The sequence below is a fragment of the Chitinimonas taiwanensis DSM 18899 genome (assembly GCF_900119825.1).
In the GTDB taxonomy this organism is placed as follows: domain Bacteria; phylum Pseudomonadota; class Gammaproteobacteria; order Burkholderiales; family Chitinimonadaceae; genus Chitinimonas; species Chitinimonas taiwanensis.
The window spans coordinates 121501-147139 of record NZ_FPKR01000009.1 but is presented as its reverse complement, the minus strand read 5'-3'; the positions used below and the strand labels follow the sequence as shown (position 1 = coordinate 147139).

The 25639-nt window shown below is 62.4% G+C and carries 21 protein-coding genes; 1 reads left to right on the top strand and 20 read right to left on the bottom strand.

Translation table 11 applies throughout. The annotated features are described in order from the left end of the window. Positions 1–21: 21 nt before the first annotated feature. On the bottom strand, positions 22–948 hold the full coding sequence (gene cysD / locus BT173_RS12410; RefSeq protein WP_072428979.1) for a sulfate adenylyltransferase subunit CysD: 927 nt from the start codon (positions 946–948) through the stop codon (positions 22–24). 171 nt (positions 949–1119) lie between these two features. Between cysD and BT173_RS12405 the strand changes: the two genes are divergently transcribed. After that, positions 1120–1965 carry a 23S rRNA (adenine(2030)-N(6))-methyltransferase RlmJ gene (locus BT173_RS12405; RefSeq protein ID WP_072428978.1) on the top strand — a complete coding sequence of 282 codons (846 nt, stop codon included), beginning with the start codon at positions 1120–1122 and terminating at the stop codon, positions 1963–1965. A gap of 82 nt (positions 1966–2047) precedes the next feature. Here BT173_RS12405 and BT173_RS12400 read toward each other — a convergent pair whose 3' ends face one another. From BT173_RS12400 to pseF, 19 genes are all read right to left on the bottom strand, one after another. Further along, positions 2048–3685 carry a flagellin N-terminal helical domain-containing protein gene (locus BT173_RS12400; RefSeq protein WP_072428977.1) on the bottom strand — a complete coding sequence of 546 codons (1638 nt, stop codon included), beginning with the start codon at positions 3683–3685 and terminating at the stop codon, positions 2048–2050. A 543-nt stretch (positions 3686–4228) separates the two neighbouring features. Beyond that, positions 4229–5095 (bottom strand): NAD(P)-dependent oxidoreductase, encoded by an 867-nt coding sequence (locus tag BT173_RS12395; RefSeq protein ID WP_072428976.1) that lies wholly within the window; start codon positions 5093–5095, stop codon positions 4229–4231. 65 nt (positions 5096–5160) lie between these two features. Next, a complete protein-coding gene (locus BT173_RS12390; RefSeq protein WP_072428975.1) occupies positions 5161–5502 on the bottom strand; it encodes an EscU/YscU/HrcU family type III secretion system export apparatus switch protein in 342 nt (113 codons plus the stop codon). Between the two features lies 1 nt (position 5503). Continuing rightward, positions 5504–6697 carry a flagellar hook-length control protein FliK gene (fliK, locus tag BT173_RS12385; protein WP_072428974.1) on the bottom strand — a complete coding sequence of 398 codons (1194 nt, stop codon included), beginning with the start codon at positions 6695–6697 and terminating at the stop codon, positions 5504–5506. Positions 6698–6711: 14 nt separating this feature from the next. Continuing rightward, on the bottom strand, positions 6712–7161 hold the full coding sequence (locus BT173_RS12380) for a DUF2802 domain-containing protein (RefSeq protein WP_084658532.1): 450 nt from the start codon (positions 7159–7161) through the stop codon (positions 6712–6714). Then, positions 7103–7420 carry a flagellar protein FliT gene (fliT, locus tag BT173_RS12375; RefSeq protein ID WP_072428972.1) on the bottom strand — a complete coding sequence of 106 codons (318 nt, stop codon included), beginning with the start codon at positions 7418–7420 and terminating at the stop codon, positions 7103–7105. The genes BT173_RS12380 and fliT overlap by 59 nt, the downstream gene beginning before the upstream one ends. 16 nt (positions 7421–7436) lie before the next feature. Next, positions 7437–7907 (bottom strand): flagellar export chaperone FliS, encoded by a 471-nt coding sequence (fliS, locus tag BT173_RS12370; protein WP_072428971.1) that lies wholly within the window; start codon positions 7905–7907, stop codon positions 7437–7439. Positions 7908–7930: 23 nt separating this feature from the next. After that, entirely contained in the window at positions 7931–10018 is a 2088-nt protein-coding gene (gene fliD / locus BT173_RS12365; protein ID WP_072428970.1) for a flagellar filament capping protein FliD, read from the bottom strand. 52 nt (positions 10019–10070) lie between these two features. Next, the gene (locus tag BT173_RS12360; protein ID WP_072428969.1) at positions 10071–10463 is read right to left on the bottom strand and encodes a flagellar protein FlaG; all 393 of its coding nucleotides are present in this window, start codon (positions 10461–10463) and stop codon (positions 10071–10073) included. 82 nt (positions 10464–10545) lie between these two features. Continuing rightward, on the bottom strand, positions 10546–12204 hold the full coding sequence (locus tag BT173_RS12355; RefSeq protein ID WP_072428968.1) for a flagellin N-terminal helical domain-containing protein: 1659 nt from the start codon (positions 12202–12204) through the stop codon (positions 10546–10548). Between the two features lie 157 nt (positions 12205–12361). Continuing rightward, a complete protein-coding gene (locus tag BT173_RS19045) occupies positions 12362–17119 on the bottom strand; it encodes a glycosyltransferase (RefSeq protein WP_084658529.1) in 4758 nt (1585 codons plus the stop codon). Next, positions 17119–18366 carry a class I SAM-dependent methyltransferase gene (locus BT173_RS12340; RefSeq protein ID WP_072428967.1) on the bottom strand — a complete coding sequence of 416 codons (1248 nt, stop codon included), beginning with the start codon at positions 18364–18366 and terminating at the stop codon, positions 17119–17121. Before BT173_RS12340 ends, BT173_RS19045 begins: the two co-directional genes overlap by 1 nt. A 17-nt stretch (positions 18367–18383) precedes the next feature. After that, positions 18384–18947, bottom strand: coding sequence for a GNAT family N-acetyltransferase (locus BT173_RS12335; protein WP_072428966.1), 564 nt, complete (start codon positions 18945–18947; stop codon positions 18384–18386). Beyond that, positions 18944–20230 carry a DegT/DnrJ/EryC1/StrS family aminotransferase gene (locus BT173_RS12330; protein WP_072428965.1) on the bottom strand — a complete coding sequence of 429 codons (1287 nt, stop codon included), beginning with the start codon at positions 20228–20230 and terminating at the stop codon, positions 18944–18946. Before BT173_RS12330 ends, BT173_RS12335 begins: the two co-directional genes overlap by 4 nt. Next, positions 20227–21294 carry a CDP-glycerol glycerophosphotransferase family protein gene (locus tag BT173_RS12325; protein ID WP_072428964.1) on the bottom strand — a complete coding sequence of 356 codons (1068 nt, stop codon included), beginning with the start codon at positions 21292–21294 and terminating at the stop codon, positions 20227–20229. The genes BT173_RS12330 and BT173_RS12325 overlap by 4 nt, the downstream gene beginning before the upstream one ends. Further along, positions 21291–22286: a Gfo/Idh/MocA family protein gene (locus tag BT173_RS12320; protein ID WP_072428963.1), complete on the bottom strand. Its 996-nt coding sequence runs from the start codon at positions 22284–22286 to the stop codon at positions 21291–21293. Before BT173_RS12320 ends, BT173_RS12325 begins: the two co-directional genes overlap by 4 nt. Further along, positions 22283–23335, bottom strand: coding sequence for a pseudaminic acid synthase (pseI, locus tag BT173_RS12315; protein ID WP_072428962.1), 1053 nt, complete (start codon positions 23333–23335; stop codon positions 22283–22285). The genes BT173_RS12320 and pseI overlap by 4 nt, the downstream gene beginning before the upstream one ends. 28 nt (positions 23336–23363) lie before the next feature. Beyond that, positions 23364–24860, bottom strand: coding sequence for a UDP-2,4-diacetamido-2,4,6-trideoxy-beta-L-altropyranose hydrolase (pseG, locus tag BT173_RS12310; RefSeq protein ID WP_072428961.1), 1497 nt, complete (start codon positions 24858–24860; stop codon positions 23364–23366). Then, the gene (gene pseF / locus BT173_RS12305) at positions 24857–25579 is read right to left on the bottom strand and encodes a pseudaminic acid cytidylyltransferase (protein ID WP_072428960.1); all 723 of its coding nucleotides are present in this window, start codon (positions 25577–25579) and stop codon (positions 24857–24859) included. The genes pseG and pseF overlap by 4 nt, the downstream gene beginning before the upstream one ends. Between the last annotated feature and the right edge of the window lie 60 nt (positions 25580–25639).

Genomic DNA, 25639 nt, shown 5'->3' with positions numbered 1-25639 from the left:
GACAATGCAATTTACGCGTCATCAGAAGTAGCCTTCCATCTTTTTCTTTTCCATCGAACCACTGGAATCATGGTCAATGACACGCCCCTGCCGTTCGCTGGTGGTGGTCAGCAGCATTTCCTGGATCACCTCCGGCAGCGTGGCGGCCGTCGATTCCACCGCACCGGTCAGTGGATAGCAGCCGAGGGTACGGAAACGTACCGAGCGGGTCTGAATGCTGGCCTTCTGCTCCGGCGTCAGATATTCAAGAATCCGGTCGTCATCAATCATCACCAGCGTGCCATTCAGATTGACCACCGGGCGCTCGGCCGAGAAGTACAGCGGCACGATCTCAATGTTTTCCAGAAAGATGTACTGCCAGATATCGAGCTCGGTCCAATTCGAGAGCGGGAAGACGCGGATGCTCTCGCCCTTGTCGATCTTGGCGTTGTAGACATTCCATAGCTCGGGGCGCTGGTTCTTCGGATCCCAGCGATGGTGCTTGTCGCGGAAGGAATAGACGCGCTCCTTGGCGCGGCTCTTCTCCTCATCGCGCCGTGCACCACCAAACGCGGCATCAAAGCCGTATTTGTTCAGCGCCTGCTTGAGACCCTCGGTCTTCATCACATCGGTGTGCTTGGCACTGCCGGCGGTGAACGGATTGATGCCCGCCTTCACGCCCTCTTCGTTCACATAGGTGATCAGGTTCCAGCCTTCGGCCTTCTGCTTTTCGCGCAGCTTGTACATCTCCTGGAACTTCCAGGTGGTGTCCACATGCATGAGTGGGAACGGTGGCTTGCCTGGCGCGAAGGCCTTCTTGGCCAAGTGCAGCATCACGGCCGAATCCTTGCCGATCGAATACAGCATGACCGGGTTGTCGAACTCGGCCGCCACTTCGCGGATGATGTGGATCGATTCGGCTTCCAGCTGCTTGAGGTGCGTCAGCCTTTGGGGGGAAATCGTGCTCATGGTGAAGACATCGCTTGATCGTTGTGGAGCGGCCACGGCCGCCAATCTCAGGCAGACGTTTTACCAGAAGGCCGCAGCGAGCAGAAAAACCGAATTGGCATATGGTTATCAAGTCGGCGCGTAGGCGGCGCTCGGGCTAAAATCCGCCCTCACCTCTCAAGTCTGCTTCCCATGCTCAGTTATCGCCACGCCTTCCATGCCGGCAACCATGCCGATGTGCTCAAACACTATGTGCTTGCAAGCATGCTGGCTTACTTGAACCAGAAGGACAAAGCCTACTGGTATATCGACACCCATGCCGGTGCCGGCTGCTATCAGCTCGACAGCCAGTACGCCGCAAAGAACGCCGAGTACGCGACCGGCATCGCCCGCCTGCTGGGCCGGCAGGATTTGCCGCCCGGTCTCGCCGAGTATGTGCAATTGGTGCGCGAGCTGAATCCGGATGGGCAGCTCAAGCTGTACCCAGGCTCACCCTGGGTCGCCCTTCAAATGCTACGCCCGGCTGACAAGCTGCGTCTGTTCGAGCTGCACCCGACCGATTTCCCGCTGCTGGAAGAAAATATGCGCGAAGCGGGCCGTCAGGCCCTGGCCCAGAAGGGCGATGGCTTTGCCGGTCTGAAGGCCATGCTGCCGCCGCCGCCGCGCCGCGCGCTGACCCTGATCGACCCGCCCTATGAGGATAAGAAGGACTACCAACGCGTGGTGGTGGCGCTGGAGGATGCGCTCAAGCGCTTCCCTACGGGGGTATACGCACTGTGGTACCCCTTGCTGCAGCGTAGTGAACCACGCCAGATGATCAGTCAGCTCAAGCAACTGCCGGTGAAGAGCTGGCTGCATGTGACCCTGAGCGTGCATCAACCGCGCGAGGATGGCTTCGGCATGCACGGCAGCGGGCTGTTTATCCTCAACCCGCCCTGGATGCTGCATGACGAGCTGAAGGCCAATCTACCCTATCTGCGCGATGTGCTTGGCCTCGATCAGGGCGCCAGCTACGTACTCGAACAGCAAGCCGGTTAAGTACTAGTCGCCAAGCTGGCAAGCAAAAAAGCCAGCGGAGTAATCCGCTGGCTTGAAAAACTGCTGCACAGTATCCGGGGGCTTAACTACGCAGCAGTGACAGGACTTGATTCGGCAGGGCATTCGCTTGCGAGAGCATCGCGGTGCCAGCCTGTTGAAGAATTTGCGCGCGGGTCAGGTTCGCGGTTTCGGCCGCGAAGTCGGCATCGCGAATCCGCGAACGGGAGGCCGACAGGTTTTCCGAGGTGACCTGCAAATTGGTGATCGTGGCCATGAAGCGGTTCTGCAGGGCACCGAAGGCGGCGCGCTGACCACTGATGGTGGCCAAGGCACTATCCACGATGCGCAGCGCTTGGGTAGCACCATCCACGGTGCTGATATCCAGCGTGCTGACCGAGGCGAGCGTCGAACCGATGCTGGTACCCGAATTCAGGAACAAGCCCGAGGTGCCGCCCAAGGTATTGCCCGAGGAAGTCAGCGTGCCGCTCTGCAGACCGAAGCTGCTGGTGCCGATCGAGTAGCTCTTGTCCGAGTCCAGGGTGACCTGGCCACCAATCTTCAGCACGCTGCCGGATGTCTGGGTCGCCCCACCTGCCGCGCCACCCGAGCCGTTCGCCGTGATGGTGAAAGCCTGGCCAAGCGGCGTGCCGCCGAGACCACCGGTAGACAGCGAGATGGTGCCGCACACGGCGCCATTCTGCGTGGTCGAGACCGATTGCAGCATGATGTCGCTGCCGTCGTCATTGGTCAGGATCAGGCCGTCGGCGGTATCGTTCAGACGCGCGGTGATGCCGGTCTGCGAGGAGCGGTCATTGAATGCCTGTACCGCTTCCTGCAGACCGGATGCCGTGCGGCCGTCCTTGACTTGGAAGGTCACATTGACCGGACCGGTATTCGCGCCGGTCACATTGATCGAGTAGGACAGGCCGGTGGTGGCGGCGAACTGGATATTTGCCTGGTTACGTGCCGTGGCACGCACGCCGGTATTGGATGCATTGATTTCAGCAGCCAAATCGCGGGCGCTGGATGCCGAAGTCAGTGTGCTGATCGTTGCGCCACCATTGCCGCCGTTGATGACCAGGCTGCCCGATGCACCACCCGAGCCGGCAATCACCGTGCCGCCGCTGCTCAGCTGACCGCCGAAGGCAGTACCGGTAAAGCTACCGGTAACCGCGTAGGTAGCAAACTGGGTGGTGTTACGCACCTGGAAACTGCCGTAGTTATTGGTGCGGAAGTTGGCGGTGGTCGCGGTAATCGTCTGGTTGGCATTCGCGCCAACTTGGTAAATGGCCGCGCCATAGCTGCCATCGAACAACTTGAGGCCGTTGAAGTCGGTGGCTACTGCGAAACGATCGAGTTCGGCGGTCAGCTGGCTGACTTCGGAATTCAGTGCGGCGCGATCCTGCGGCGAGTTGGTCGCGTTGGCCGACTGAACCGCCAGCTCGCGAATCCGCTGCATGATATCGCCCATCTGCGACAGTGCGCCCTCGCCGACTTGAGCCAGCGATACACCGTCGTTGGCATTGCGGCGCGCCTGGTCCGAGCCACGGATCTGCGAAGACATGCGCTCCGAGATGGCCAGACCGGCAGCGTCATCGCGTGCCGAGTTGATGCGCAAGCCCGAAGACAGGCGCTGCAGGGAAGTTTCGAGACTGCCCTTCGAGGTATCCAGATTCCGCTGCGCATTCAGCGACGGAATATTGGTGTTGATGACTTGCATGATTGCTCTCCTATGCCGATTGCCCTGGGTAGCAGGACGCGGTTAGTGCTGATAACCGAATGGAAACTGTGGCTTTTGCCGTTTTAAATTTCCCCACGATTGCTACCCATGCCCCCGGGCAACAAACCGACTTATGAAAGACACGCCAGGCATTGCTGCCCTGGGTGCGGGAGGTGTTGGCGTCGCTAATGCGCATCCATACCCCACCCCGCTTTCATGTCCCGTCCAAGCCCTCGCCTGCCCTTTATCCGGCATGGTCGACAAACTACCTGTAATTGATTTGGTCTCGGCTTGGTCATCTCTGACCCCCTTGACGGTTTGGACGCGGGAGTTAATGCAAGGGGTGTGCCAGCACGAAATTCAAACTTAAATAATTGATTTTTAATGATTTATTTTTTACCTGAAGTGAATTTTCTGTTTTGCTAGCGAGGACTGGCCGTGGTGGGCGGCAAGAAATCGCCGCCCAAAAACAAAACCGGCAAATGTCGTACAGACATTTGCCGGTTGTTTAGTGCGGGCGGCGCTTCTTGCCGCATCGGGTAGTTAGTGTTTAAGTAGCTTATACAAGGCCGAAGAGTCGCTTTCCGCCCACTCGCCATGCGCCAGCGTCTGCATCTTTTCCCCCACCAGCTCGGTACAAGGCAAGGTCAGGTCATGCGCAGCCATGCCTTGCGCGACGATGCGCATATCCTTGGCATGCAGGGTGGCTTTGAAGCCGGGGCGATAGTCATCTTCCAGCATGCGCCGACCATGAATATCAAGAATCCGGCTACCCGCAAAGCCGCCCAGTAGCGCCTCGCGCACCTTGCCGGCATCCACACCATGCGCCTGGGCAAAGGTCAGCGCCTCGGCCACCGCCTCGATCGTGACGCCGACCACGATCTGGTTGCAGGCTTTGGCGACCTGCCCGGCACCGTGGCTGCCGACATGGACGATATTCTTGCCCATCAAGGCGAAGAAGGGCTTGATCGCTTCAAACACCGCCGGCTTACCACCCACCATGATGGACAGGTTGCCCTGTATCGCGCCTACCTCGCCGCCGGATACCGGAGCATCCAGCATGTCCACCCCCTTGGCGGCCAGCAGTTCGGCAAAGCGCCGAGTCGCTTCAGCCGATGCGGTGCTCATATCGATCACGATCAGACCAGGCCGCGCACCGGCCAGAATACCCTGCTCAGCAAACAGCACCGCCTCGACGTCCGGGGTGTCGGCCACGATGGTAAACACTGCTTGCGTGGCCGCCGCCACCTGAGCCGGGCTGGCATGCACGGTAAAGCGTGGGTCGGTCTCGATCGCCTGCAACGTTTCTGGCCGGCGCGCCCAGACATGCAACTGGTGGCCGGCCTGGGCCAGATTGCGCGCCATGGGCAGACCCATGATGCCGAGTCCGATAAATCCGATATCTGCCATTGTTCACCTTGCGAGTCGAGAATGTGAGAGGCACGCCAGCCAAGCCGGCGCGGGGTGGGATTGTCTCAGTTCTGGCCCTGGCTTGGCGATGCTTCGCCCAGCTCGGCCAGATCGAACTGCGGTGGCGTTGCCTCGATACCGCGCTCGAGGAAATGAATGAAGGCGAGCAGTTCGGCCACGGCGCGATAGAGTTCGGGGGGTATATGCTGGTCGAGATCAACCTGCATCAGCAAGGCCACCAGTTCGGGTGACTCATGTACATAGACACCCGCATCGCGGGCTTTCTCGATAATGGTTTCGGCCATCAAGCCGCGCCCTTTGGCCACCACCCGCGGGGCATTCACCCCATCGCGATAGGCTAGCGCCACCGCCTGGGGGGCGGGTGGACTGCGACGGTACTTGGCCACCTCAGTTGTCCTCGGCCACGATCACGACCTGGTTGGCCTGCAAGGCAAGGCCGGCGGCTTCAAGCTGCAACTGCAGACGGCCCTGCTCGGCGCGAATGCGCTCGGCGGTCTGGGCCTGTACCACCTGGAAACCGACTTCGAGACGACTGCGGTCATACAGAGTCAGCAGTACATCCACACTACCCAGCTTGGGTAGATTCATTTGCACACGGGTACGCCAGACCCGTGCCTGCTCACCCTCTTCGCTGTACCGGTTGGCGCCGTCCTCTTCCACTTCCCAGCGCATCTCCTGCCCTGGCCAGACTTGGCCCTGCCAAGCCAACTGGCGCTGGTCGAGCAGTTGCAACTGCTGCTGCACCATCTGCCGCGCACTGGCCGGCATGGGCTCCAAATCCTGCGACAATGCCTCAAGTGAAGCCGCTGTCGCCTGGCGGGTGGCATCCTCACTACGCTGTTCCATCTCGGGACGCCCTGCCAGCAAGCCGGAAAGCCGGGCTTCTATGCCCTGACGCAATTGGCTCGCGCCATCAGCGCCCCCCCTATCGGCGGGTTTGCCGGCTTGTTCCGCGCTGGTCTGGGTCAGTAGCTTGGCCAAAGGCTCTTTCAAGAGCTGCTCGAGAGAGCGCTCCCCTTTTACCCATTCGGCCAAGTGCGACTCATAGAACAAGCCGCCCGCGCTGATTGCCTGCTTGAGGGTTTCGGTCAGCTTGCGGGTATCCAGCACCTGCTCGGCCGAAGAAAGCAAGGTGGCGGAGGCTTGGGTGGCATTCGCCTTGGCGGGCTGATCAGGCTGGCCGGCAAGTTCGGCCAGCAAATCACCCAGAAAACGTGCCGTGCCACTCAGCGCGACATTGCTGGAGCGATCAGGCGATGGGGGATTCGGCGTGGCCTGGGGGGCGGACAGCAGCTGCCGGGGTAGCAGAAAGGTCAGTCGCGGCGAGTTGGCGATGACCTGCATGTCAAAGGCCGCGCTCTCCTCGGTATTTCGCGGCAGATTCAGGTCGAGCAACTGATCCTTGACCAGCACTGCGTAGCGCCCATTCGGCAATAAGCCAGTGACCTGAGCACGTACCTGCTCACCGATGGTGAACAGGCGCTGCACCTCCTGCACGGCATTGACCACCTGGATCAGTGGCGTTTCGGCAGTCTTGACCTGGGCCTGCAGGGGGGGGACGAGGGCATTGGCGGGAATCATGGCCGCCTATCGCCTCAAGGGCGCTGCGAAGCGCGATAGAGCGCAACGATCAGTTCGGCCTCACCACGCGAGATGCCGCAGCCGGCGGCTACGGCAGAAGAATCCATACCCTGCTTAGCAAGGCGGATGGCTTGGGCATACGCGGTCTCGGCCGGTTCGGCCGCTTCCGGCTGTGGTTGGCTCGCATCGCTCAGTCCTGCCAGTTCGCGCCGCAGCGCCGTCAGCTGATCTTCAAACAGATCCATGCGGGTGAGCAGCTGGGCATTGGTCGCCGCCGCCATGCGCAACTGGCGCCATAGCGCCACGGTCAGCCCCAGGCAGCCCAGGGAAAGGAGCAAGCCAAGCCACCATTGCCAGCCAATCTGCCACCAGGCATTCATGATGCGCGTCTCCCATTGCGGCAACTCATGCGCCGTAGGCTCGATGCAGGCGCTGGGCGTTGGCGCGAGTCGAATCGATTTCATCCAGAATCGTCGCCACCTCGGCACGCCATGCCGCGATGCGAGTCATCGTTTCCTTGTTCGCTGCCTCCACCTGCTGGAGCAGATCGACCAGTACTTCGCGCTGCTCAGCCGGCATCTGCTGCAGATTGGGTGCGGCGGCCTCTATCGCCTGTTGCGCCGCCTGTTGACGCGGCAATGCTTCAAGCAAGGCGTCCCACTCCTCCTGTCGGGCCAGGGTCTGCAACTCCTGCGTGCTCAGCAGCAGGTCGCGATAAGCCATCAAAAGCGTCAAAGTATCAGACACGGCCGTAACTCAGAGGTTGCCGACCCGATTGCGGCTGAGCTTCGCTGGTCGTTGCCGGGCTGGCTTCCGTACTTGACTTCTCGATCGACTCCCAAGACTCCTTCAGCTGCGATAGCAAGGTCTGCACTTCCTCAACAGCCGCCACATCATTCTCGAAGTTGGCCTGCAGCAAGCGACGGCTCATATAGTCGTAAAGTGCATCCAGATTGGCCGCAATCTCAGTGTTCTTGTCGGCATCAAGGCTGGTACGCAAGCCCTCTTCAATAATGGCAATTGCCTTGGAGATTGCAACGCCCTTCGGACCGATTTCTCGGTTTTGCATATGCAGCCTAGCCATGAACAATGCCTTAATGGCACCTTCGTAGAGCATGCAGATCAGCTTGTGTGGCGAGGCGTGCTCGACATCCAGCTCAACGCTGCTTTGCCCATAGGCGTTCAAGGCATTCTTGATGTTGGCGGCCATATGCCTCCATCCTTGCTATCTGATCAGTTGCCGGTGGAAGCCGACAGTGCTGATAACTGCTGGGTGAGAAAGGAGCTAGTGTTCTGCAGACGCGAGATGGTTACATCCAGCGCAGTGAACTGCGCACGATAGCGCTTTTCCAGTTCCGTCATGCGGGTGCTCAGTTTGTCGAGCTGGTTGGTCAGGTCATCCAGCGACTTGTTCAGCGAGTTCTGGCGCGTGGTCAGGGCGCCAGTGGTGGTCTGCATGGACGAGATCGCGTCGCCGATCTGCACAGCGAATCCACGGCTGAACGATACCGTGCCTCGCTCGCCGGCATTACCGCCAGTAATCTGGACTCTGAGGCCAGTCGCGGCGCCGGTACCGGTCAAAAACTGCCCGTCACCCGTTGCCGGCACATTACCGATGCTGCCGGCGACATTCAGACCGGCCGTACCGGCATCCGCAGTGGATAAGCCCAGCGCAGTCTGCAGATCACCGCTGATGGTGCTGACGGCCACCGTGGAGTTGGCGCCAAACTTGTTTGAAGTCAGGTTGAACTTGCCGGTGCCGGAGTCGAATGAGACCGTAACACCAATGCCAGCGCCCTTGAATACGGAGTTACCGTTGATCTTGGACTGGATTTCCAGGGCCAGATCATTAGCCGTTGCGTAATTGGCTGCATTCAGCGTGATCGTGCCCGACGACACGCCATCAATCGTCAGCGCCAGAGTGTTGGTGGTCGAAGTCAGATCGATATTGGTGGTCGCCGCAGCGGCAGCACCGGCCACCAGCTTGCCCTGAGTGGCCACTTGGGTGATGTTGATCGCGTATTTGCCGGCCTTGGTGCTCGAGCCACCGCTGAAATAAGACACTTGGCTGTCACTGGCCACGCCATAGCTACCAAACAGCGCAGCGACCGAGGCCGCATCCTTGCTGACGGCACTATTGAACTTGCTGCTGTCGTACAGCATGTTGCCGGACTTGTCGAAGCTGATGCCGACATCGGACAGGCGGGTGAAGGTGCCCGCAGGGGCGGAACCATTGATCAGCGTGCGCAGTTGGCTTTCGATGGTGCGGATGACCGACTCGCCCTGCAGTGCCCCCACCGACTTGGTGGCCGCATCAAAATACGACGTGTCCTTGATAGTCTTACGCAGCTCGTTGTAGGTCTTGACGAAGGATTCCAGGCCTTTGCCAGCGGCGCTTGCATCGCGCGTCACCGAGATGGTGACTGGCGAGGTGGTAGTCTTCAGCAGATTAAAGGTCATGCCCGCCACCACACTGGTCGCGGTATTGGATTCGGACGTGACGGCGATGCCGTCCACGGTAAATTTCGCGTTTGCGGCGGCCTGGACCTGAGACATATTCTGCCCGTACGGCGCAGCCGGATTGGTCGCCTTTGGGCGGGTAACGTCATAGGCGAGCTGGGATAGACCGGTCAAATCGGTACTACCGGAAATATCGTCGCTGACCGTGATGCGCATCGAATTCGACTCGCCCGACTCGGTCGAGGACAGCACCAAGCGGAAACCGCCACCGTCATTGATGATGGAGGCGCTGACCGGGCCACCGGCGGCATTGATCGCATCACGCACACCGCTCAGCGTGTTGTGCTGGCTGTCGATGGTAATTGTCAGCGAATCCTTGCCGGTGTTATTGCTGAACTTGATGTCGGTATCGTCGTAGTAGCCATTGGCGTCCGGCGTGGCGGCCGAACCATCCAGCTTGGTGATCTTGCCAAAGTCGATGATCAGCTTGCCGGTGCCGATCACATCGTTGGCTGAGCTGAAAACATTGGTCTTCAAACGCTGGTTCTGTGCCAGCTGAGAAACAGACAGCGTATGGTTGCCCAGTTGGGCAGCCGACGAGGCGCTGGCGGTGATGCTGGCGGAATCCGTCGAATTGGCCAGCGGCTTCACATACTGACTGCTGCCTTCCAGTGCACGTGCTGCGGATTGGAAGGCCGACAAAGCGGCGCTGACGGTACCCAAGGCCGATACCTTGTTGGTGATCGCTGTGCCCTGAGACTGGATCTTCTTCGTGATCGGGTCGCGCTCGGCAGAAACCAGCTTGGAGATCAGGCCTTCAATATCCAGTCCGGACCCGAGTCCGGTCGATGTAATCGCCATTATCTTACCCTCCTGCCCAGGCAGACACGTCCGACCCGTCTCACGTCAAAGCTTAGGCCTTGTCGCTGAACAGCAAACCCTTGAGCTTGTCGAAAGCCTGAGCGATTTCAATGACTTCTTGGGACGGAATCTGCCGGATCACTTCCTTGGAATTCACATCCACGATTCGAACAATATTGCGGCTCGTATCGTCATCGATGCTGAACTGGATGCTGCGGTTGAACACCGCAATCGTCTCATTCAACTTCTTGACTGACTCTTGCACGCTACGCTGGTTTTCGCTGGCCTTTTCCGCCGCCGTGACGGTTGACGCTTCGGCGGTGGCCTGCGGCTTCACGTTGACCTGTGCTTCTACCGCGCCAGCTGGGGCTTTGGCTTGGCCATCACCCTGCCCCTGCCCGACCAAAGTCGGCATCGGCGATACATTGGCAGCCTGTATTCGCATGATCGCTCTCCTAGGCAAACGCCCCGGCACGCCTGCTGGCACTGCCGGGGCTTAACTCACGCTGAGTGATTCAGTTTAGAGGTTAACCACGCAGCAGGGTCAGAACTTGGTTCGGCAGCGCGTTGGCCTGGGCCAGCATCGCAGTACCTGCCTGTTGCAAGATCTGTGCCTTGGTCAGGCTGGCCGTTTCCGAAGCGAAGTCGGCATCCTGGATACGCGAGCGGGAAGCCGAGATGTTTTCCGACGCGGTTTGCAGGTTGGCGATCGTGGCTTGGAAGCGGTTCTGCAGGGCACCGAACTTGGCGCGCTGACCGTTCACCGCAGCCAGGGCGCTATCGACGATGCGCATGGCCTGGTTCGCACCTTCCACGGTGGACACATCCAGCGTGTTCACGGCGGTCAGGTTGGAACCGATAGCGTTACCACCCGACAGCAGGGCTACGCCCGACTGCGCGCCCAGCGTTGAGCCAGAGGTGGAGAATGCACCCGACACGGCACTGGTACCAGAGATGGCCGACAGCGAGTAACCCTTGTCGGAGTCGAGGCTGATCGTGCCGCCGATACGCATCACTTCGCCGCTGACCGCGGAACCACCAGCTGCGCCGCCAGAACCGTTGTTGGCATTGATGAAGGCTGCCGAAGCGAGCGGGATGTTACCGCCGCCAGTCACCAGGGCCACCGTACCGCCCGAGGTGTTGGTCACGGTCTGCAGCACGATGTCTTCACCTGCGTCGTTAGACAGGATGATACCGTTCTGGGTGTCGTTCAGACGAGCCGTCACACCGGTTTGCGAGGAACGGTCGTTGAAGGCTTGCACGGCTTCGGCCAGACCAGCAGCAGTGCGGGTGTTACCCACAGTGAAGCTGACGTTGACGATAGAGTTGTTCGAGCCGGACAGGTTCAGCGAGTAGGACTGACGGCCGGAAGCGGTCACGTTCGCGTCGGTGTAGTTGGCGAACTGGATATTGGCCGCGGTGCGGGCGGTGGCACGTACGCCAGTATTGGCGGCGTTAATCGCAGCAGCCACTTCAGCAGCGGTCGAACCGGAGGTCAGCGAACCGATGGTGGCGCCGCCGTTACCGCCGTTCACGATCAGGTTACCCGAGGTGTTGGCAGCGTTCGAATTGATCACGGCGCCGCTGGCTGCAGCCAGGTTGGTGCTGGTCAGCACGCCCGAACCCAGACCGGTCACACCAACCATGGACAGGCCTGGAACGTTGCGAATCTGGTAACTACCGAAAGCGTTGGTGCGGAAGTTAGCGGTCGTCGTCGTCAACACTTCATTGGCATTGGCGCCAATTTGGTAGGCCGCCGTACCGAAGGAGCCGTCAAACAGCTTCTTGCCGTTGAAATCGGTGGTCACAGCGAAACGGTCCAGCTCTGCAGAGAGCTGAGCGACTTCGGCGTTCAAGGAAGCGCGGTCGGTCGCCGTGTTGGTGCCGTTGGCGGACTGAACAGCCAGTTCGCGGATACGTTGCAGCAGGTCACCCATCTGACCGAGGGCACCTTCACCCACTTGCGCCAGCGACACGCCGTCGTTGGCATTGCGGCGGGCTTGGTCCATGCCGCGGATCTGGGCGGACATGCGGGACGCAATGGACAGGCCTGCGGCGTCGTCCTTGGCGGAGTTGATGCGCAAGCCGGTCGAAAGGCGTTGCAGCGAAGTGCTCAATGCGTCAGAAGTTTTGCTGAGGTTTCTTTGGGCGTTGAGCGACGGGATGTTGGTATTGATGACTTGCATGATCTCGTCTCCTACTAAGGGGGGGCTGAGGTTGAATTAACCAGGCGGTCAACGCCTTGCTCCCTTTATCGACGAGTTCTGATAGAACTTTAGTGCGGACCGGCAAAAATTTCAGTGCACTGCAATTTTTGCCGGTCGGTCAGACATTTACTGCCGCTTAAAACTCGAACCAGGCCGACATCCACTCCGGCAGATGGTCATGCAGCAGCCAGTGGTCAATCACATGCTGGCGCAAAGCATCGCCACGGCGAGCGGTCTCGTCCAGATCATTGATGTGCTCACGGATCGCCTTCACCCAAGCCTCGGTGCGATTGTCGACCAGGGTGATCGGGTAATCGCCCTGATACGGCGTGTAGTTGGTGGCGATCATCGGGTAGCCGAGGATGCCGTACTCCAGCACACGCAGATTGCTCTTGCACTCATTGAAGGCATTGAGCTCCAGCGGCGCAATCGCCAAGTCCAGATTCAGGCTGGCCAGGTGGGCTGGGTAGTCCTTGAACGGCACACCGGCCTGGATATCGGCGATGTACTGCCGGATCGGCTCCGGCGCCATGCCAAAGAACACCCAGTCGACCTCATCGGCCAGCTGGCGCACCACCTCATAGATGATTTCCAGATCGCCACCGTGGCTGACCCCGCCCGCCCAACCGACACGCGGCTTCTTGCCGGTGCGGCGCTTCGGTTTGAGCTCGCCCCAGATATCGAAATCGATGGTGTTCGGCACCACGCGGATATCGTGATGCATATCCGAGAAGGCTTCCTTCAGCGGCACCGTGGTGACCAGGAAGCGATCACAGAACTCCAGCGCACGGCGCATCTTGTCGCCCAGGCCGCGTGGCAGATCGGCACGATGCAGGCTCTTCTTCGGCACCTCGGTCATCAGGTCATCGGCTTCGAAGACCAGACGGATATTGCGCTGCTGCTTGTACTCGCGCAGGAAGGGCAGCTGGTGATCCATCATCTGGCGCTGCAGCACGATGGTGTCGGGCTCCATGCGGCCGATCTCGGTCATCAGATAATGATCGAAGGATTTCCAGCCCTCAATCAGGCCGGCCTTCACCGCCGCGGTATGCGGCTGAATTACCCGGTAGTTGCCACAGCCCCATTCATCGCCGGGGATAGACAGGAGACGTGGCAGCGGCTTCCAGGGCAGCGCGCGCTTGGTCAGCTGCGGACGAGACTCAAGCTCGAACACACCGCCGTGCAGAATCAGATTGCTGTTGTAGGCCGGGTCGAAGGACAGCTGTTTGAGCCAGCGCTGATACAGCAAGGCCTGGTTGGCATCCTCGCGCGCCTTGTGCTCCTCGGTCGGCACGATCTGGGTATCCAGCATGCTGCCGCCACGGCTGTGCACGAGGTTCGCATACGGGGTCCACAGCACGCGGTAGCCGGCAGCCAGCGTACGCAAGCAGAGATCGTGATCGGCCTGGTAGAGGTCGAACGCCTCGTCCATGCCGCCCACCTGCTGGAACACCGAGCGACGGACCAGCAGACAGCTGCCCGATACGGCCGAATAGTTCTGCACGGTCTGCAGGCGGCCGTAGTAGCCGGCCTCGTCGAAGCGCAGACCCAGGAAGGGGCTTTCCGCCACGCCCATCAGCCCCAGAATGCGGCCGGCATCGTCGATGGTGCCGTCCGGACGCAGCAGGCGCGGCCCGACGATGCCGACTTCGGCGCGCTGCGCCTCGGCCATCATCTCGCTCAGCCAGCTCGCATGGATAGGCGTCGCATCATTATCGAGGAAGAGCAGGTATTCGCCGCTCGCCTCGGCCGCAGCCTGATTGCGCAGCTTGGCTAGATTGCCAGTATCGGTGACACGGTAGACGCGCAACCGGTCATCGCCCATATCGTCAAGGCCGGTCAGATAGTTGAGTACCAGCGGGTCTTCGCTGCCGGTGTCTAGGATCAACAGCTCGTAATCGGGCCAGTCGGTCTGGTTGAACAGGCCTTCCAGCGTGCGCTGCAGCTCGGGCAGATGCTCGCAGGTCAGCATGATGACGGACACGCGCGGCTGGCGCGCATGCCGGTAGCGAACCCGATAGGTGCCGGGCAGATTGCCCGACCGAACCTCAGCCTCCACCTTACGACGACGCAGCGAGTCGGTCAGCGCTACTTGGCCAGCGGCAATGCTCTCGCTGGTCGGCAGGGTATCCAGGCTGCGCTTGTCGGCACGGTGGTAGAGCACATCGGGCACATGACCGATGACCTTGTTGCCGCACTCGTCCACCACGCGCAAGAGCAGATCGAAATTGCTGGCGCCCAGCGCCTCGGGCGAGAAGCCGCCCAGGCTGGCAAAGGTATCGCGACGGATCAGGAAGAAATCGCCGATATAGGGCAAAGACTGGAAGTAGTCAGGGCAGAAGTCGGGCTTAAAGTAAGGTGCGCTGTACTGCCCGCTCTCCTCGCGCCGATCCTCGTCGGTGTAGATCACACGCCAATCCGGATTGCTGTAGGCCGCTTCCATCATGTACAGCAGCGCATGCGGGGCCAGCTCGTCGCCCGACTGGATCACGCTGACCCAATCGGCATCGCTATCGGCCAGCACGGCATTGATGGCGGCATTCGGATGACCATCGACCGAACGCCATTGCATGCGTTCGTTGTCAACGAAGCCATCCGGCCGATCACCCGGCGCCAGGATGGTAAAGCGCACGCGGTAATACAGCTGATTGGCCAGCGACTGGATGGTGGTGGCGATATGCGGCAAGGCTTCGGCGCTGGCCACCACCACCGCATGCACGAGCGGCTGATGGCCCCACTGGGCGATACGGGTCTCGTAATGACCGAGCTCGACCGGCGTCAGCAGGTGCGAGCGTAGGAATTGCTGATAGCTATCGCCAGGCAGCACGGCCGGCAGGGCCACCGGGTTGTAATCGCTGAGCGCCTCGGCGCCAAGCTCGGCCACCGAGTAGAACTGTAGCGAGCACAGCTCGCCCAGCTCTTCCAGCGTCACGCCCTTCATCACCATCTTGCCGCAGTCGATATCGCAAGGCACCTTGGGGGCGAACAGGTCGTAGAGCGACTTCAGGCGTGGGTCGATACCGTTCACCGAGCGGACGATGTGATAACCGGTCTCGTGGAAGAAGCGCTTGATTTCCTTGAAGGTAAAGAAGCGGATATGGGTGATGTCGAGCAGCCCCCAGGCGTCATAGCGCCAGTAGCCGCGCGCCAGATCTTCCATCAGGCCGATATTGCGGGTGTTCGGGATACTGGTCACCACCTGGCCGCGCGGCGACAGTAGTGGCTTGAGCTTCATCAGCACATCCCAGGGGTTGTACATATGCTCAAGCACGTCGGCGATGATCACCGCGTCCAGCGTGCCAGGCTCGATGCCTTCGGCCACCAGGTCGAAGTCCTCGAACTTGCCGCATAGCACCTTATCCAACCGCGTGGCGGCCTTGGCTGCCGCTGCCTGGTTGATCTCGATACCCCAGGCCTGGGCATCCGGATACTTTTCCTTGAACGCAAGGCCAGTGCCACCAGCCGAGCAACCGATATCCAGCAGCAGCTTGGGCTGGTTGGTGAACATATTGACGAGGTCGGGGCGACGGCCGTCGTGGTAGCCGGTGGCGTCGATATGCTCGACGTCCAGCAATTCCTGCCAGATATAGCGCTGCTGGGCCTTGCTCTTCAGCAGCTGGCGCATCAGCTCGGCCACACGCAGATGAGCCTGGCCGTCCACGCCGGTGTTGTAGCGCGGCGCGGCCTCGCGGGCCTTGGCGCCCAGATGTTCGCGGGTGGCGGGATTGGTAATCAGGTGGGCCAGAATCGGCGCGAGTTCCTCGGGCGCGATTTCCACGACGCCGCTGTCCACATCAAAGCTTGGCCCAAGGCGCAGACCGAACCAGTTCATCAGGTTGACGACTGGCTTGGCGGCAATCATCGCCTCGACCTGGATGTTGGAATCAGTGCCGATCACTACATCGGCGGCCACCACCCAGTGTTCGGCCGCCGCCACGCTGTAGCGGTAGGCCGATTTGGGCAGACCAAGCTCTGCAGCCATCTGGTCGAGCATGGCTTCGGCATTGAGCTGAGAACCAGCGCGATCCTTGATGATGAACTCGGCATCCACGCCGGCTTCGTGTAGATCGCGCACCGCCAGCATGAACTGCTGCAGGCAGTGCTCGAAGGCGCTGGGGTCGCCCAGCGCGGTCAGATTGGCGGCCCAGGTGGTGGCGAACATCACCCAGGGCTTGGCGGCGTCGAGCTGGTGCATCTCGGCCAGCTGGGCGCGGTAGGACTCACGCTGAGTCAGATGATGCGGATAGGCATCCCAGGCCGGGTTACCGGTCACGAAGCAACGAGCGGGCTCCACGCCCAGGTCGAGATAGCTCTCCAGGCCGCGCTGGCCATACACGGCCAGCGAATCGGCAAACAACGCGCCGTGCACGGTGTAAGGCTTGCACAGTGCTACCCCGTGCATGACCTGCAGGCTGGGGATTTCCGCGCGCTTGGCCCAGATCACCGCGGTCTTGGCATTCGCGGTCACGTCTTCGCTCACCACCAAGAGGCGTACGTCAAACTGCTCGTGCGCCAGTTGTAGGCCCTCGATCAGCTGCACCATGCCGGGCACTTCGGCGTCGGCACGCGCCTTCAGCAGCGGCTGGAAGCGCGCCTCGTCGAGCTCGAGCTGCACGCAGCCATCTTCCCAGCCGGTGGTGGTGAAGTAATGGGCGAGCTTGGTCAGGCCAATATTCACGCCATCATGCACACGCTGCTCGGCCGGACCGTCGAGCAGGCTTTCCAGCTCGATCAACTGGCTGCCGTGCTGCGCGAGGCGAAAGCCAAGGCCTTCATCGAACTGCGCACGTGGGGTGATTACCACCATGCCCGGTTCCTGGGCACAGAATGCCTCGATGGCATTGTGATAGCGTGGCCAAAGCAGGGAAACGATTGCGCCTTGCTTGATGGTCATTATTGTTCTCCCTGCTGAAACACATCGAGGTAGGTGGTAAGGATGTCGCGTACCAGGTGGTACTCCATGCCGGGGCCAAAGGGCACACCCGCATGTTCGAACTTGGCGCCAAAGCCGCCATTGCGGCGCCAGTCGCCGGCCACGCGCAGGCTGAACTGGTCGATATCGCTCTGCAGATGCCAGTCCGAGAACAGCTGGACAAACTCGTCAGGCAGATAGCGATCAAGCGGCAAGGCCGGGAAGTGGCGCAGCGCCACATTCAGCAGCTCGTACATCAGATAGGTATTGCGCGGATGGATCAGGTGCTGCTTGAGCGCCTGCAGGCTGGTGGCATCCAGGGCCGGCAATGCGGCCAGGCTATCGCCTGCACGCCAAGCTGCGTTCAGCCGTCTCTGCTCGGCCAGCCAACGCGCATTACCCTCGGGGTCGGCCACCTTGTCGAGCACCACCATGAAGCGACCGGTACTCGTACACGGCAGCTTCCACACCACCTCGGTTTCCAGCCATAGCGCGAAGTCGAACAGCTTCTGGTCGGCCGTCATCCAGCCCAGGAGGCGGTTCCACCAGTGCTTGGTTTCCAGATCGGCCAGCCAGTGGTTACGGGTGCTGACCACAAAGCCGCCCACCGGCACGATGGCCTGCACGCGATAGCCATGCTCATCGGCCCAGGCCACGAGGTCGGCCGAGCGCGCATGCGACATATAGCTGCCCACCGCCGATTCATTGGCCTGCAGGATCTGCTGGGTCTTCTCACCCGGGCCATGCACGGCTTCCAGATGGTCGAGCGAATGGATGTCGAACAGGATGCGCCCGCCCGGCTTAAGCACGCGATCCCACTCCAAGAGGATGTTCTGCCAGTGCGGGAAGTGCACCACCACATTCAGCGACAGCAGGAAGTCAAAGCTGCTGTCCGGCAGCGGCAAATTGGCCACATCGCCCGGCAGCAGGGTCATCGGCGTATCGCCAGCCAGGCGGCGCGTCTCGTCCAGCATGGCTTGCGAGCTATCGATGCCAGTCACGTCCAGACCGCGCTGGGCGAGCGGAATCGAGCCACGCCCGGTGCCGCAGCCCACGTCCAGCACCTTGGGGCCGGTCGCATAGCGGCTGATGAAGCGCATCTCGAGATGATGCTTGAGCTGGTTGGTGCCGCTGTTCTCGAACATCCGCTTGGAATACCAGGCCACCATATTGGGGTCCTTCCAGGCGTCGGTCTTCCAGTCGATCAAGGCTTGTTGGTTCTCGCTCATGTCGCCATCCCTGTCATTCAATTCGTTGAGTTTTCTTGCCGCGCCCATTCGGACGCGAGGACTGCAAATTCGATTACGTCGACAAAACGGCCATCTTTCCAGGCTGCCTCGCGGCGCCGGCCTTCCTCACGCATGGCCAGCCTGGCCGCCAGCGCGATCATGCCGGCGTTGTCGGCAAAGGTGCCGCAGTAGATGCGGTGCAGGCCCAGCGCACTAAAGCCATGCGCCACGATCAGCCGCGCCGCCTCGCTGGCCACGCCCTGCCCCCACACCGCCTTATCGCCCAGCAAGATGGCGAACTCGGCCGAACGGTGGCGCGGGTGGATCTGGTTCAGCGCGATGTTGCCCACGTGACGCCCGTCGGCCGCCAGCTCGATGGCCAGGGTCAGCGCATCGCTGCGCTCATTGGCGCTGCGGATGAAATCGCGCGCGGTATCGCGGCCATAGGGGAAGACATGGTGGCTATTGCCCGCGCACACCTCGGCATCGTTCAGCCAACCCACATAGGGGCCATCGGCATCCGCCTCGGTCAGCGCGCGCAAGCGCACCTTTTCGCCGGCCAGGAAGGCGGGCGCGCTCATCGCGCCTCCCGCAAGGCATCCAGATTGCCAAGCACCTTCACCCAGGCATCGGCAATGCTGTCCACATCGGCCTCACTGAGGCTGGCGTGGATATAGTCGGCATAGATCAGCGACTCGAAGTGCATCTGCTCGCAGGTCGGGCAGATACCCCGTGCGTAGTTCAGGCTGCCCGCATAGGCTGGCAGGTTGAAGGGGAAGCCATCTCGGCCAATGGCGATGCGCTGCTGGTACATGGGCTGCAGATAGAGCGGCTTCACATAGCCTTCTGCCGCCGGAATCCCCTCGGCGCGCAGCGCCTGGACCAGCTTGGCGCGCGGTACGCCGGTCGCCTTGGCGTCGTATTTGATTGCGTACACATACCAGCCATGTTCGGCATCGGCGCGCACCTTGGGCGGCGTAATGCCGGGCAGACCGGCAAGGCGCACAGTCAGACGAGCGGCATGGCTTTGCCGGGTGGCCAGCAGGGCCGGCAATTTTTTCAGCTGCTCGCCGGCAATTGCGGCCTCAATCTCGGTCATCCGGTAGTTGTAGCCAACCAGGTTGACCAGATCAGTCTCGCCCTTGGCCTCGGCCACCGCTTCGGCATGGTTGCGGATCAGGCGCAGCTTTTCCGCCAGGCGTGCGTCATTGCTCACGGCAATGCCGCCTTCGCCGCTGTGAATGGTCTTGTGATAGTTGAGGCTGAACACGCCGATATCGGCCAGCGTGCCGCTGTAGCGGCCGTGGTAGCGCGCACCGGGGCCTTGGGCGTTGTCTTCGATAACCTTGAGACCATGCTGGCGTGCCAAGGCCATGATGGGTGCAAAATCGGCAGGCTGGCCGAAGATGTCGACCACGATGATGGCGCGCGTGCGCGGCGTGATGCAGCGGGCAATCGTCTCGGCGGTTAGGCAGAAGGTATCGGGGTCGATATCGGCAAACACCGGCACCGCGCCATAAACCAGCGCAGCAGCGGCCGAGGCCGACATGGTGTAGGGCGACACGATCACCTCGTCGCCCGGGCCGATATCGAGCGCGCCGACGGCCGCGTACAGGCAAGACGTGGCCGAGTTCATCGACACCGCATGCGCCACGTCGAAGTGGGCTTCCCAGGCGCGCTCCAGCTGCTGCACACGCTGGCCGCCGTAGAAGTCGGGCGTCCAGGCCCCAAGGAATTGCGATAGCACGCCGCTATCCATGACGGCGTTCACGGCAGCCCGTTCCTCGGGCCCCAGGGTGTTGTAGGCGGGCAGCGGCGTCGTACGCACCGGCTGGCCGCCTAGCAGGGCGAGTTGCTCAGTCATGCTGATTCCTGTCTGTTTTCTTGTGCCGTGATCTGGTAAGCCATCTGCTCAATGATGCGTTGCGCGGCCTGGCCATCGGGCTTGGGCGGGCGCGGCAGGCTTTCCGTCAGTGCCCGCTTTAGCATGGCGGGCAAGGCTTCTGCGGCTGCACAGCGCCAACTCCACCCTGCCCGGTTGCTCGGCAGCGGGTCATCTTCTGGCGCTAGCCCCGCTTGGTAGCTAAGCACCCGGCACCCCAGTTGGCAGGCCTCGAACAACATCATCGAGTGAATACCGATCACGATATCGGCACATATAAGCAATTCATGAGCCAGCACGCTATCCGGCACCAAACGGCTATCCGGCCAGACCTGCCCGAGTTCGGCGAAATCGGCGCGGCTTTCACGCGGGTGCGGTTTCACACGCAGCGCAATCGGCTCGCCCAACTGCGCCAGCACCTGCTCAAGCGCGAGGCAAGCCTGCTGCTCGTCAATGGCGGCGGGCTGCCCCAGGCGCTGCGCGATCATGCGCAGGGGTTGCGATACCCATAGCGCCAGCTGCTGCCCTTCCCGCACCCCACAGGCTTCGCGCAGCGCACGGCGACGCGCGGGCGATAGCGGCATGATGCTGGCCAGCCTATCGAGCGCCGGCTGCCCAGTGATATGCAGACTAGCCGCATCGAAACCCGCGGCAATCATCTCCTCGCGCGCCAGCGCATCGGGCACGGCCAGCGCATCGGGCAAGGTGGTCTGGCCGGCTTTTTGAAAGCGCGCCAGGTAGTTGCTCCAGAAATCGAGCACCGCAAGGCTGGGGATACCCTTGGCGCGGGCCGCAGCCAGCCAGTCCAGCTCGTACATCTGGGCATTGACCGAGGTCGCACAGATCAATCCACCTATGCTGTCCACCTGCAGCTGTTCCGCCGGGCGTACCGGCCAGCCGCGCGCGGTCCAGTTATCGAGGCTTTCGGCATAGGCATACAGATGACACGGCCATTGCAGCGCATCGAGCAGCTCTACCACCGGCACCAGCGCGGCACCGCCGCCGGGGTCGCCGGCCACGATGGCGAGGCGCGGTTTGCTGCTCATGGCAGGGCCTCGGCTTGGCCAGATTGCAGCGAGCGGCAAGCGGCTTCGGCCGCCTGCAGGGCCGCCAAGCCATCCTCGCCGCTGCAGCGCGGCACACGCACAGCGAGCACCGCGTCGCGCAGGTCCTGCACCGCATGCAGCAGCAGGTCGCGCATGCCCGATTCATCCACCTCGGCCAGCTGCGGCAGCCGGTAGCCCGCGTAGTAAGGACTGTCGGCCACGCGCTGCCAGATCACTCGGTGGCCGCTTTCCAACAGTTGCACGCGGCCATGCTCGGCCACGATGTCCATTTCAAACAGGCTGTAGTCGAGGTGGTTGCTGGCTTGCAGATGCGCGACCAGGCCCGAAGCCAGCACGATGCGCAGGTCGGGGCTGGGGTCGCCCTCGAAGGCGGCAGCGCGGCTGGGCCAGGCTTGTACGCTGGCTAAAGGGCCAAAGAAGTGGCGCAGCAAATCCAGCCAGTGGCTGCCGTTATGGCGCACGCCCTTGCCGTAGAAGCCGGTGACCGTCTGCACACGCCCCAGCTCGCCCGAGTCCAGCGCCGCGCGTACGCGCGCATGGGCCGGGCAGAAGCGGCGCGAGTAATTGACCGCCAGCGCGATGCCGCGCGCCTGGGCAGCCGCCACCACCGCCCTGCCCTCGTCCAGCGACAAGGCGAGCGGCTTTTCCAGCAGCACGCCGCGCACCCCAGGCGTGGCCATGGCCTTCAGGGCCAAATCGGCGTGGAAGCGGTCGGGTGCGGCAATGCTGATCAGGTCCAGCCCGCCCGCCGCCAGCATGGCGTCGGCGCTGGCATAGCAGCGCTCGGCCGGTATGCCGTAGCGCTCAGCAGCCTTGGCTAGCTTGGCCGGGTCGGCATCGGCCAGCGCATGCAGGCTCACGCCTTCGGCCGCGCGGTAGGCGGCCGCGTGGGTGTAGATGCCGATGCGCGCCGCATCGTCGTCGAATTCGCAGCCGATGCGGCCGCAGCCGATCAGCCCCGCGCGCATCATCCGAGCAAATCCCAGTTCAGCGGCGTGCCGCGCTTGATGGCCCGGCCGGCGCGCTTGCCCAGCAGGGTGTCGAGGAACTTGGGCGCGAGGCCGAGGCCCGGCCGAATCGCGCGCACATTCTCGGCGGTAAAGGTCTCGCCAGCCGCCATGTCCTTCACCACGTACAGCGAGCGGCGGAACACCAGCGATTTGGTCTCGGCCTGGGTGGCGCCGTACTGCACCTGGCCCATGGCCTGCCAGGCACGCTCGGTTTCGGTCACCAGCATGGCCAGCTCTTCGGGCTCGAGCGAGAAAGTCGAATCCACGCCGCCATCGGCGCGGCGTAGCGTGAAATGCTTCTCGACCACGGTGGCGCCAAGCGCCACGGCCGCCACGGCCGCGCCCACGCCCATGGTGTGGTCGCTCAGGCCTACCTGGGTGCCGAACAACTCACGCAGGTGCGGAATGGTGCGCAGATGGGTATTGGCCGGGGTGGACGGATAGGTGCTCGTGCACTTGAGCAGTACCAGATCGCGGCAGCCAGCCTCGCGCGCTGCGCGCACGCTTTCGTCCAGCTCGGCCACGCTGGCCATGCCGGTGGAGATGATCATCGGCTTGCCGGTGGCCGCCACCTTGCGGATCAGCGGCACATCGGTGTTTTCGAAGCTGGCGATCTTGTAGGCCGGCGCACCCAGCGATTCAAGAAAGTCCACGGCGCTTTCATCAAACGGCGTGGAGAAAGCCAGCATGCCGTGCTCGGCCGCGCGGTCAAAAATCGGCTTATGCCATTCCCAAGGCGTGTAGGCCTCCTGGTAGAGCTTGTACAGCGAGGTGCCGGCCCACAGGCTGTTCGGGTCGCCGATATGGAACTCGCCCTCGTCGAGGTCCAGCGTCATGGTGTCGGGCGTGTAGGTTTGCAGCTTGAGCGCATGCGCGCCAGCCTTGGCCGCGGCATCCACAATCGCCAGTGCACGGTCGAGCGACTGGTTGTGGTTGCCGCTCATCTCGGCAATCACAAAGGGAGGGGCATCGGCGCCGATGCGGCGCTGGCCAATCATGAAGCTGTGCATTCTGCTTTCCTTTTGCTGCTTGATACGCTCAGGCGGGTAAAACCCGCGCAAACCCGCTGCCATGCTCAGCATACCCGGCCTGGCGGAACAGTTTCAGCGAAGCCGTGTTGCCGGGCAAGACCGTTGCGTCGATGAAGCGCAGCGCCGGCCATTGCCGGGCAATGGCCGCGTCGCCCGCCGCCAGTAGTGCGCCCCCCCAGCCCATGCCTTCGCGCCCGGCAAACAGGTAAATGGAGACTTCGGCGCGCTCGGGCAAGTGCGGCTGGCGGTCGTAGCGCAGCACGCCTACCGGCCCGTCGGCGCTTTCGGCAATCCACAGCTGCCGGTCCGGGTTGGTGAGCGTGCGCGTCAGCCACGCGATATGCGCATCCCAACTGATCGGCTCGGGGCTCGTCGACCAGCGCCGCACGCTATCGGCATTGCGGCCCTCGAACAGGCGCTGCGCATCGTCCAGCGTGGCCGCGCGCAGCTGCAGGCAGGCGTGCAACATGGCCGCCGCCACGCGCCGGGCGCCCTGCCCGTCCACCAGCGCGCGCGAACGCTCGGCGTATTGCTGGCGGCGCGGCGCGTCGTTCAGTAAATCGACCAGCGCGGCGCGTACTTGTTCAGCATCCACCATGCGGTCGCGGCCCAAGTAGTAGTGCACACCGGCCGCATGCAGCGCGCGCGCATTCGGCTCCTGGTTATCGGCCACCGCAATGCACAGCGTAGGCAGGCCCAGCGCCGCGCGCTCCCAGCTGGTACTGCCGCCCGCGCCCAGAAACACATCGGCCCTGCGCATCAGGCTGGCAAAGTCGGCCACATGGCGGTGCAAGGTCCAGCCGGTTTTGCCCACTGCTTGCGCCTGCAACGCATCCCAAGCCGGGTTGGCGCCGCCCGCCACGATATCGGCCTGGACAGGCAAGCCCGCCAGCGCCGCCATGGCCTTGAAGGTTTCGCCGCCCGCGTCCACGCCACCGAAGTTCACCAGCACGTGCTCCGCCTGCGCGCGTATCGCGATCGGCGCGGCGCTGAACTCGGGGCGCAACAGTGCATAGCGCGGGCCAAGCAGGCGCTGGCAATTGGCCGGCAACAGGCTGGCATAGGCCTCGGGCGTGGCGGTCAGGTTCTGGTCGAGCAACAGGTCGGCGTCGTGCGGGCGGTTGGCCAGGTCGTCGATGACGGCAATGCGCGCAGCCAGCGTGCGTGCGCCGCGCTGCCATTGCGCATCCAGCCCATAGTGGTCGACCAGCAGCCAATCGAACTGCGCCGCTTCGCCCAGTACGGCGTGCAGCGCGGCCAAGTCGGCCTGCCAGGCTATTGCCGCCTCGGCGCGCTGGGTAGTTTCGCCCGGGTAGTGGGCGGGCAGGCTGTGGCAGGCAAAGCCGGCCGCGCGCACCTTGTCCTGCACATGGCCGGGCAGCTCACGGCAGGCAAAACTGACTTGCGCGCCATGCGCTTGCAGCTGTTGGGCCAGGGTCAGGCAGCGCAGCACATGGCCGGAACCGATGCTCAGCGCGGCATCGGCGCGTATCAGTACCTTCACGCCTTACCATCTCCGCCAATTTCACCGCCGGCCAGCAGCGCGCCATACAGGTATTCGGCGCGCCGCCAGTCTTCCGGTGTGTCGATGTCCTGCACCAGATAGCGAGGCAGAACCACCGGCAGGCTGGCCGGGGAAAAGATCACCTCGCCGCGCAACCAGGCTTCGGCGCGGCCCCAGTAGAACTGGCCGGCATCGTGGAAGGCCTCTTCCAGGTCTTGCGAGCGGGTGTTGCGGTACTGCGGGTAGAGCGCATCCACGCAGCCCTCCTCGTTCAGGCGAATCGCGCGCTGCACCGGGAAGGGGAAGCTGGTCACCGAAAATGCATAGGCCTTGTCGGCGCGCCGGCTCAGCAGCTCAAAGCCCTCGCGCAGATAGCGCGGCTGCACAAACGGTGCGGTGGCGTAGATGCAGCAGGCCATGCTCACCGGCTCACCCGCGGCTTGCAGGGTCTGGATGGCATGCTGAATTACGGCAATCGTGGTCGTGTGGTCATCGGCCAGCTCGGCGGGCCGCACAAACGGCACCTCGGCACCCAGCTCGCGTGCCAGCGCCATGATCTCGGCGTCGTCGGTACTGACCACCACGCGGTCGAACAGGCCGCTGGCCTGCGCCGCGGCAATCGAATAAGCGAGCATGGGCTTGCCATGGAAGGGCTTCACATTCTTGCGTGGAATGCGCTTGCTGCCGCCGCGGGCGGGGATGATGGCGATGTTAGTCATGGTCGCACTGCTTTCTTTCGCTTGGGCTTCATGCAATCAAGCTCCGTGTGTATCCGCTGA

What these genes read in the sequence shown, in the direction of transcription:
- fliS (WP_072428971.1), bottom strand. Translation starts at nt 7,907, where the DNA reads ATGGCCGCCAACATCAAGAATGCCTTGAACGCCTATGGGCAAAGCAGC.
- BT173_RS12355 (WP_072428968.1), bottom strand. Translation starts at nt 12,204, where the DNA reads ATGCAAGTCATCAATACCAACATCCCGTCGCTCAACGCCCAAAGAAAC.
- BT173_RS12330 (WP_072428965.1), bottom strand. Translation starts at nt 20,230, where the DNA reads ATGACTGAGCAACTCGCCCTGCTAGGCGGCCAGCCGGTGCGTACGACG.
- pseF (WP_072428960.1), bottom strand. Translation starts at nt 25,579, where the DNA reads ATGACTAACATCGCCATCATCCCCGCCCGCGGCGGCAGCAAGCGCATT.
- BT173_RS12340 (WP_072428967.1), bottom strand. Translation starts at nt 18,366, where the DNA reads ATGAGCGAGAACCAACAAGCCTTGATCGACTGGAAGACCGACGCCTGG.
- BT173_RS12360 (WP_072428969.1), bottom strand. Translation starts at nt 10,463, where the DNA reads ATGCGAATACAGGCTGCCAATGTATCGCCGATGCCGACTTTGGTCGGG.
- BT173_RS12325 (WP_072428964.1), bottom strand. Translation starts at nt 21,294, where the DNA reads ATGAGCAGCAAACCGCGCCTCGCCATCGTGGCCGGCGACCCCGGCGGC.
- pseI (WP_072428962.1), bottom strand. Translation starts at nt 23,335, where the DNA reads ATGCACAGCTTCATGATTGGCCAGCGCCGCATCGGCGCCGATGCCCCT.
- BT173_RS12380 (WP_084658532.1), bottom strand. Translation starts at nt 7,161, where the DNA reads ATGAAATCGATTCGACTCGCGCCAACGCCCAGCGCCTGCATCGAGCCT.
- BT173_RS12400 (WP_072428977.1), bottom strand. Translation starts at nt 3,685, where the DNA reads ATGCAAGTCATCAACACCAATATTCCGTCGCTGAATGCGCAGCGGAAT.
- cysD (WP_072428979.1), bottom strand. Translation starts at nt 948, where the DNA reads ATGAGCACGATTTCCCCCCAAAGGCTGACGCACCTCAAGCAGCTGGAA.
- fliK (WP_072428974.1), bottom strand. Translation starts at nt 6,697, where the DNA reads ATGATTCCCGCCAATGCCCTCGTCCCCCCCCTGCAGGCCCAGGTCAAG.
- fliT (WP_072428972.1), bottom strand. Translation starts at nt 7,420, where the DNA reads ATGGCTTATCGCGACCTGCTGCTGAGCACGCAGGAGTTGCAGACCCTG.
- fliD (WP_072428970.1), bottom strand. Translation starts at nt 10,018, where the DNA reads ATGGCGATTACATCGACCGGACTCGGGTCCGGACTGGATATTGAAGGC.
- BT173_RS12320 (WP_072428963.1), bottom strand. Translation starts at nt 22,286, where the DNA reads ATGATGCGCGCGGGGCTGATCGGCTGCGGCCGCATCGGCTGCGAATTC.
- BT173_RS19045 (WP_084658529.1), bottom strand. Translation starts at nt 17,119, where the DNA reads ATGACCATCAAGCAAGGCGCAATCGTTTCCCTGCTTTGGCCACGCTAT.
- BT173_RS12395 (WP_072428976.1), bottom strand. Translation starts at nt 5,095, where the DNA reads ATGGCAGATATCGGATTTATCGGACTCGGCATCATGGGTCTGCCCATG.
- BT173_RS12405 (WP_072428978.1), top strand. Translation starts at nt 1,120, where the DNA reads ATGCTCAGTTATCGCCACGCCTTCCATGCCGGCAACCATGCCGATGTG.
- BT173_RS12335 (WP_072428966.1), bottom strand. Translation starts at nt 18,947, where the DNA reads ATGAGCGCGCCCGCCTTCCTGGCCGGCGAAAAGGTGCGCTTGCGCGCG.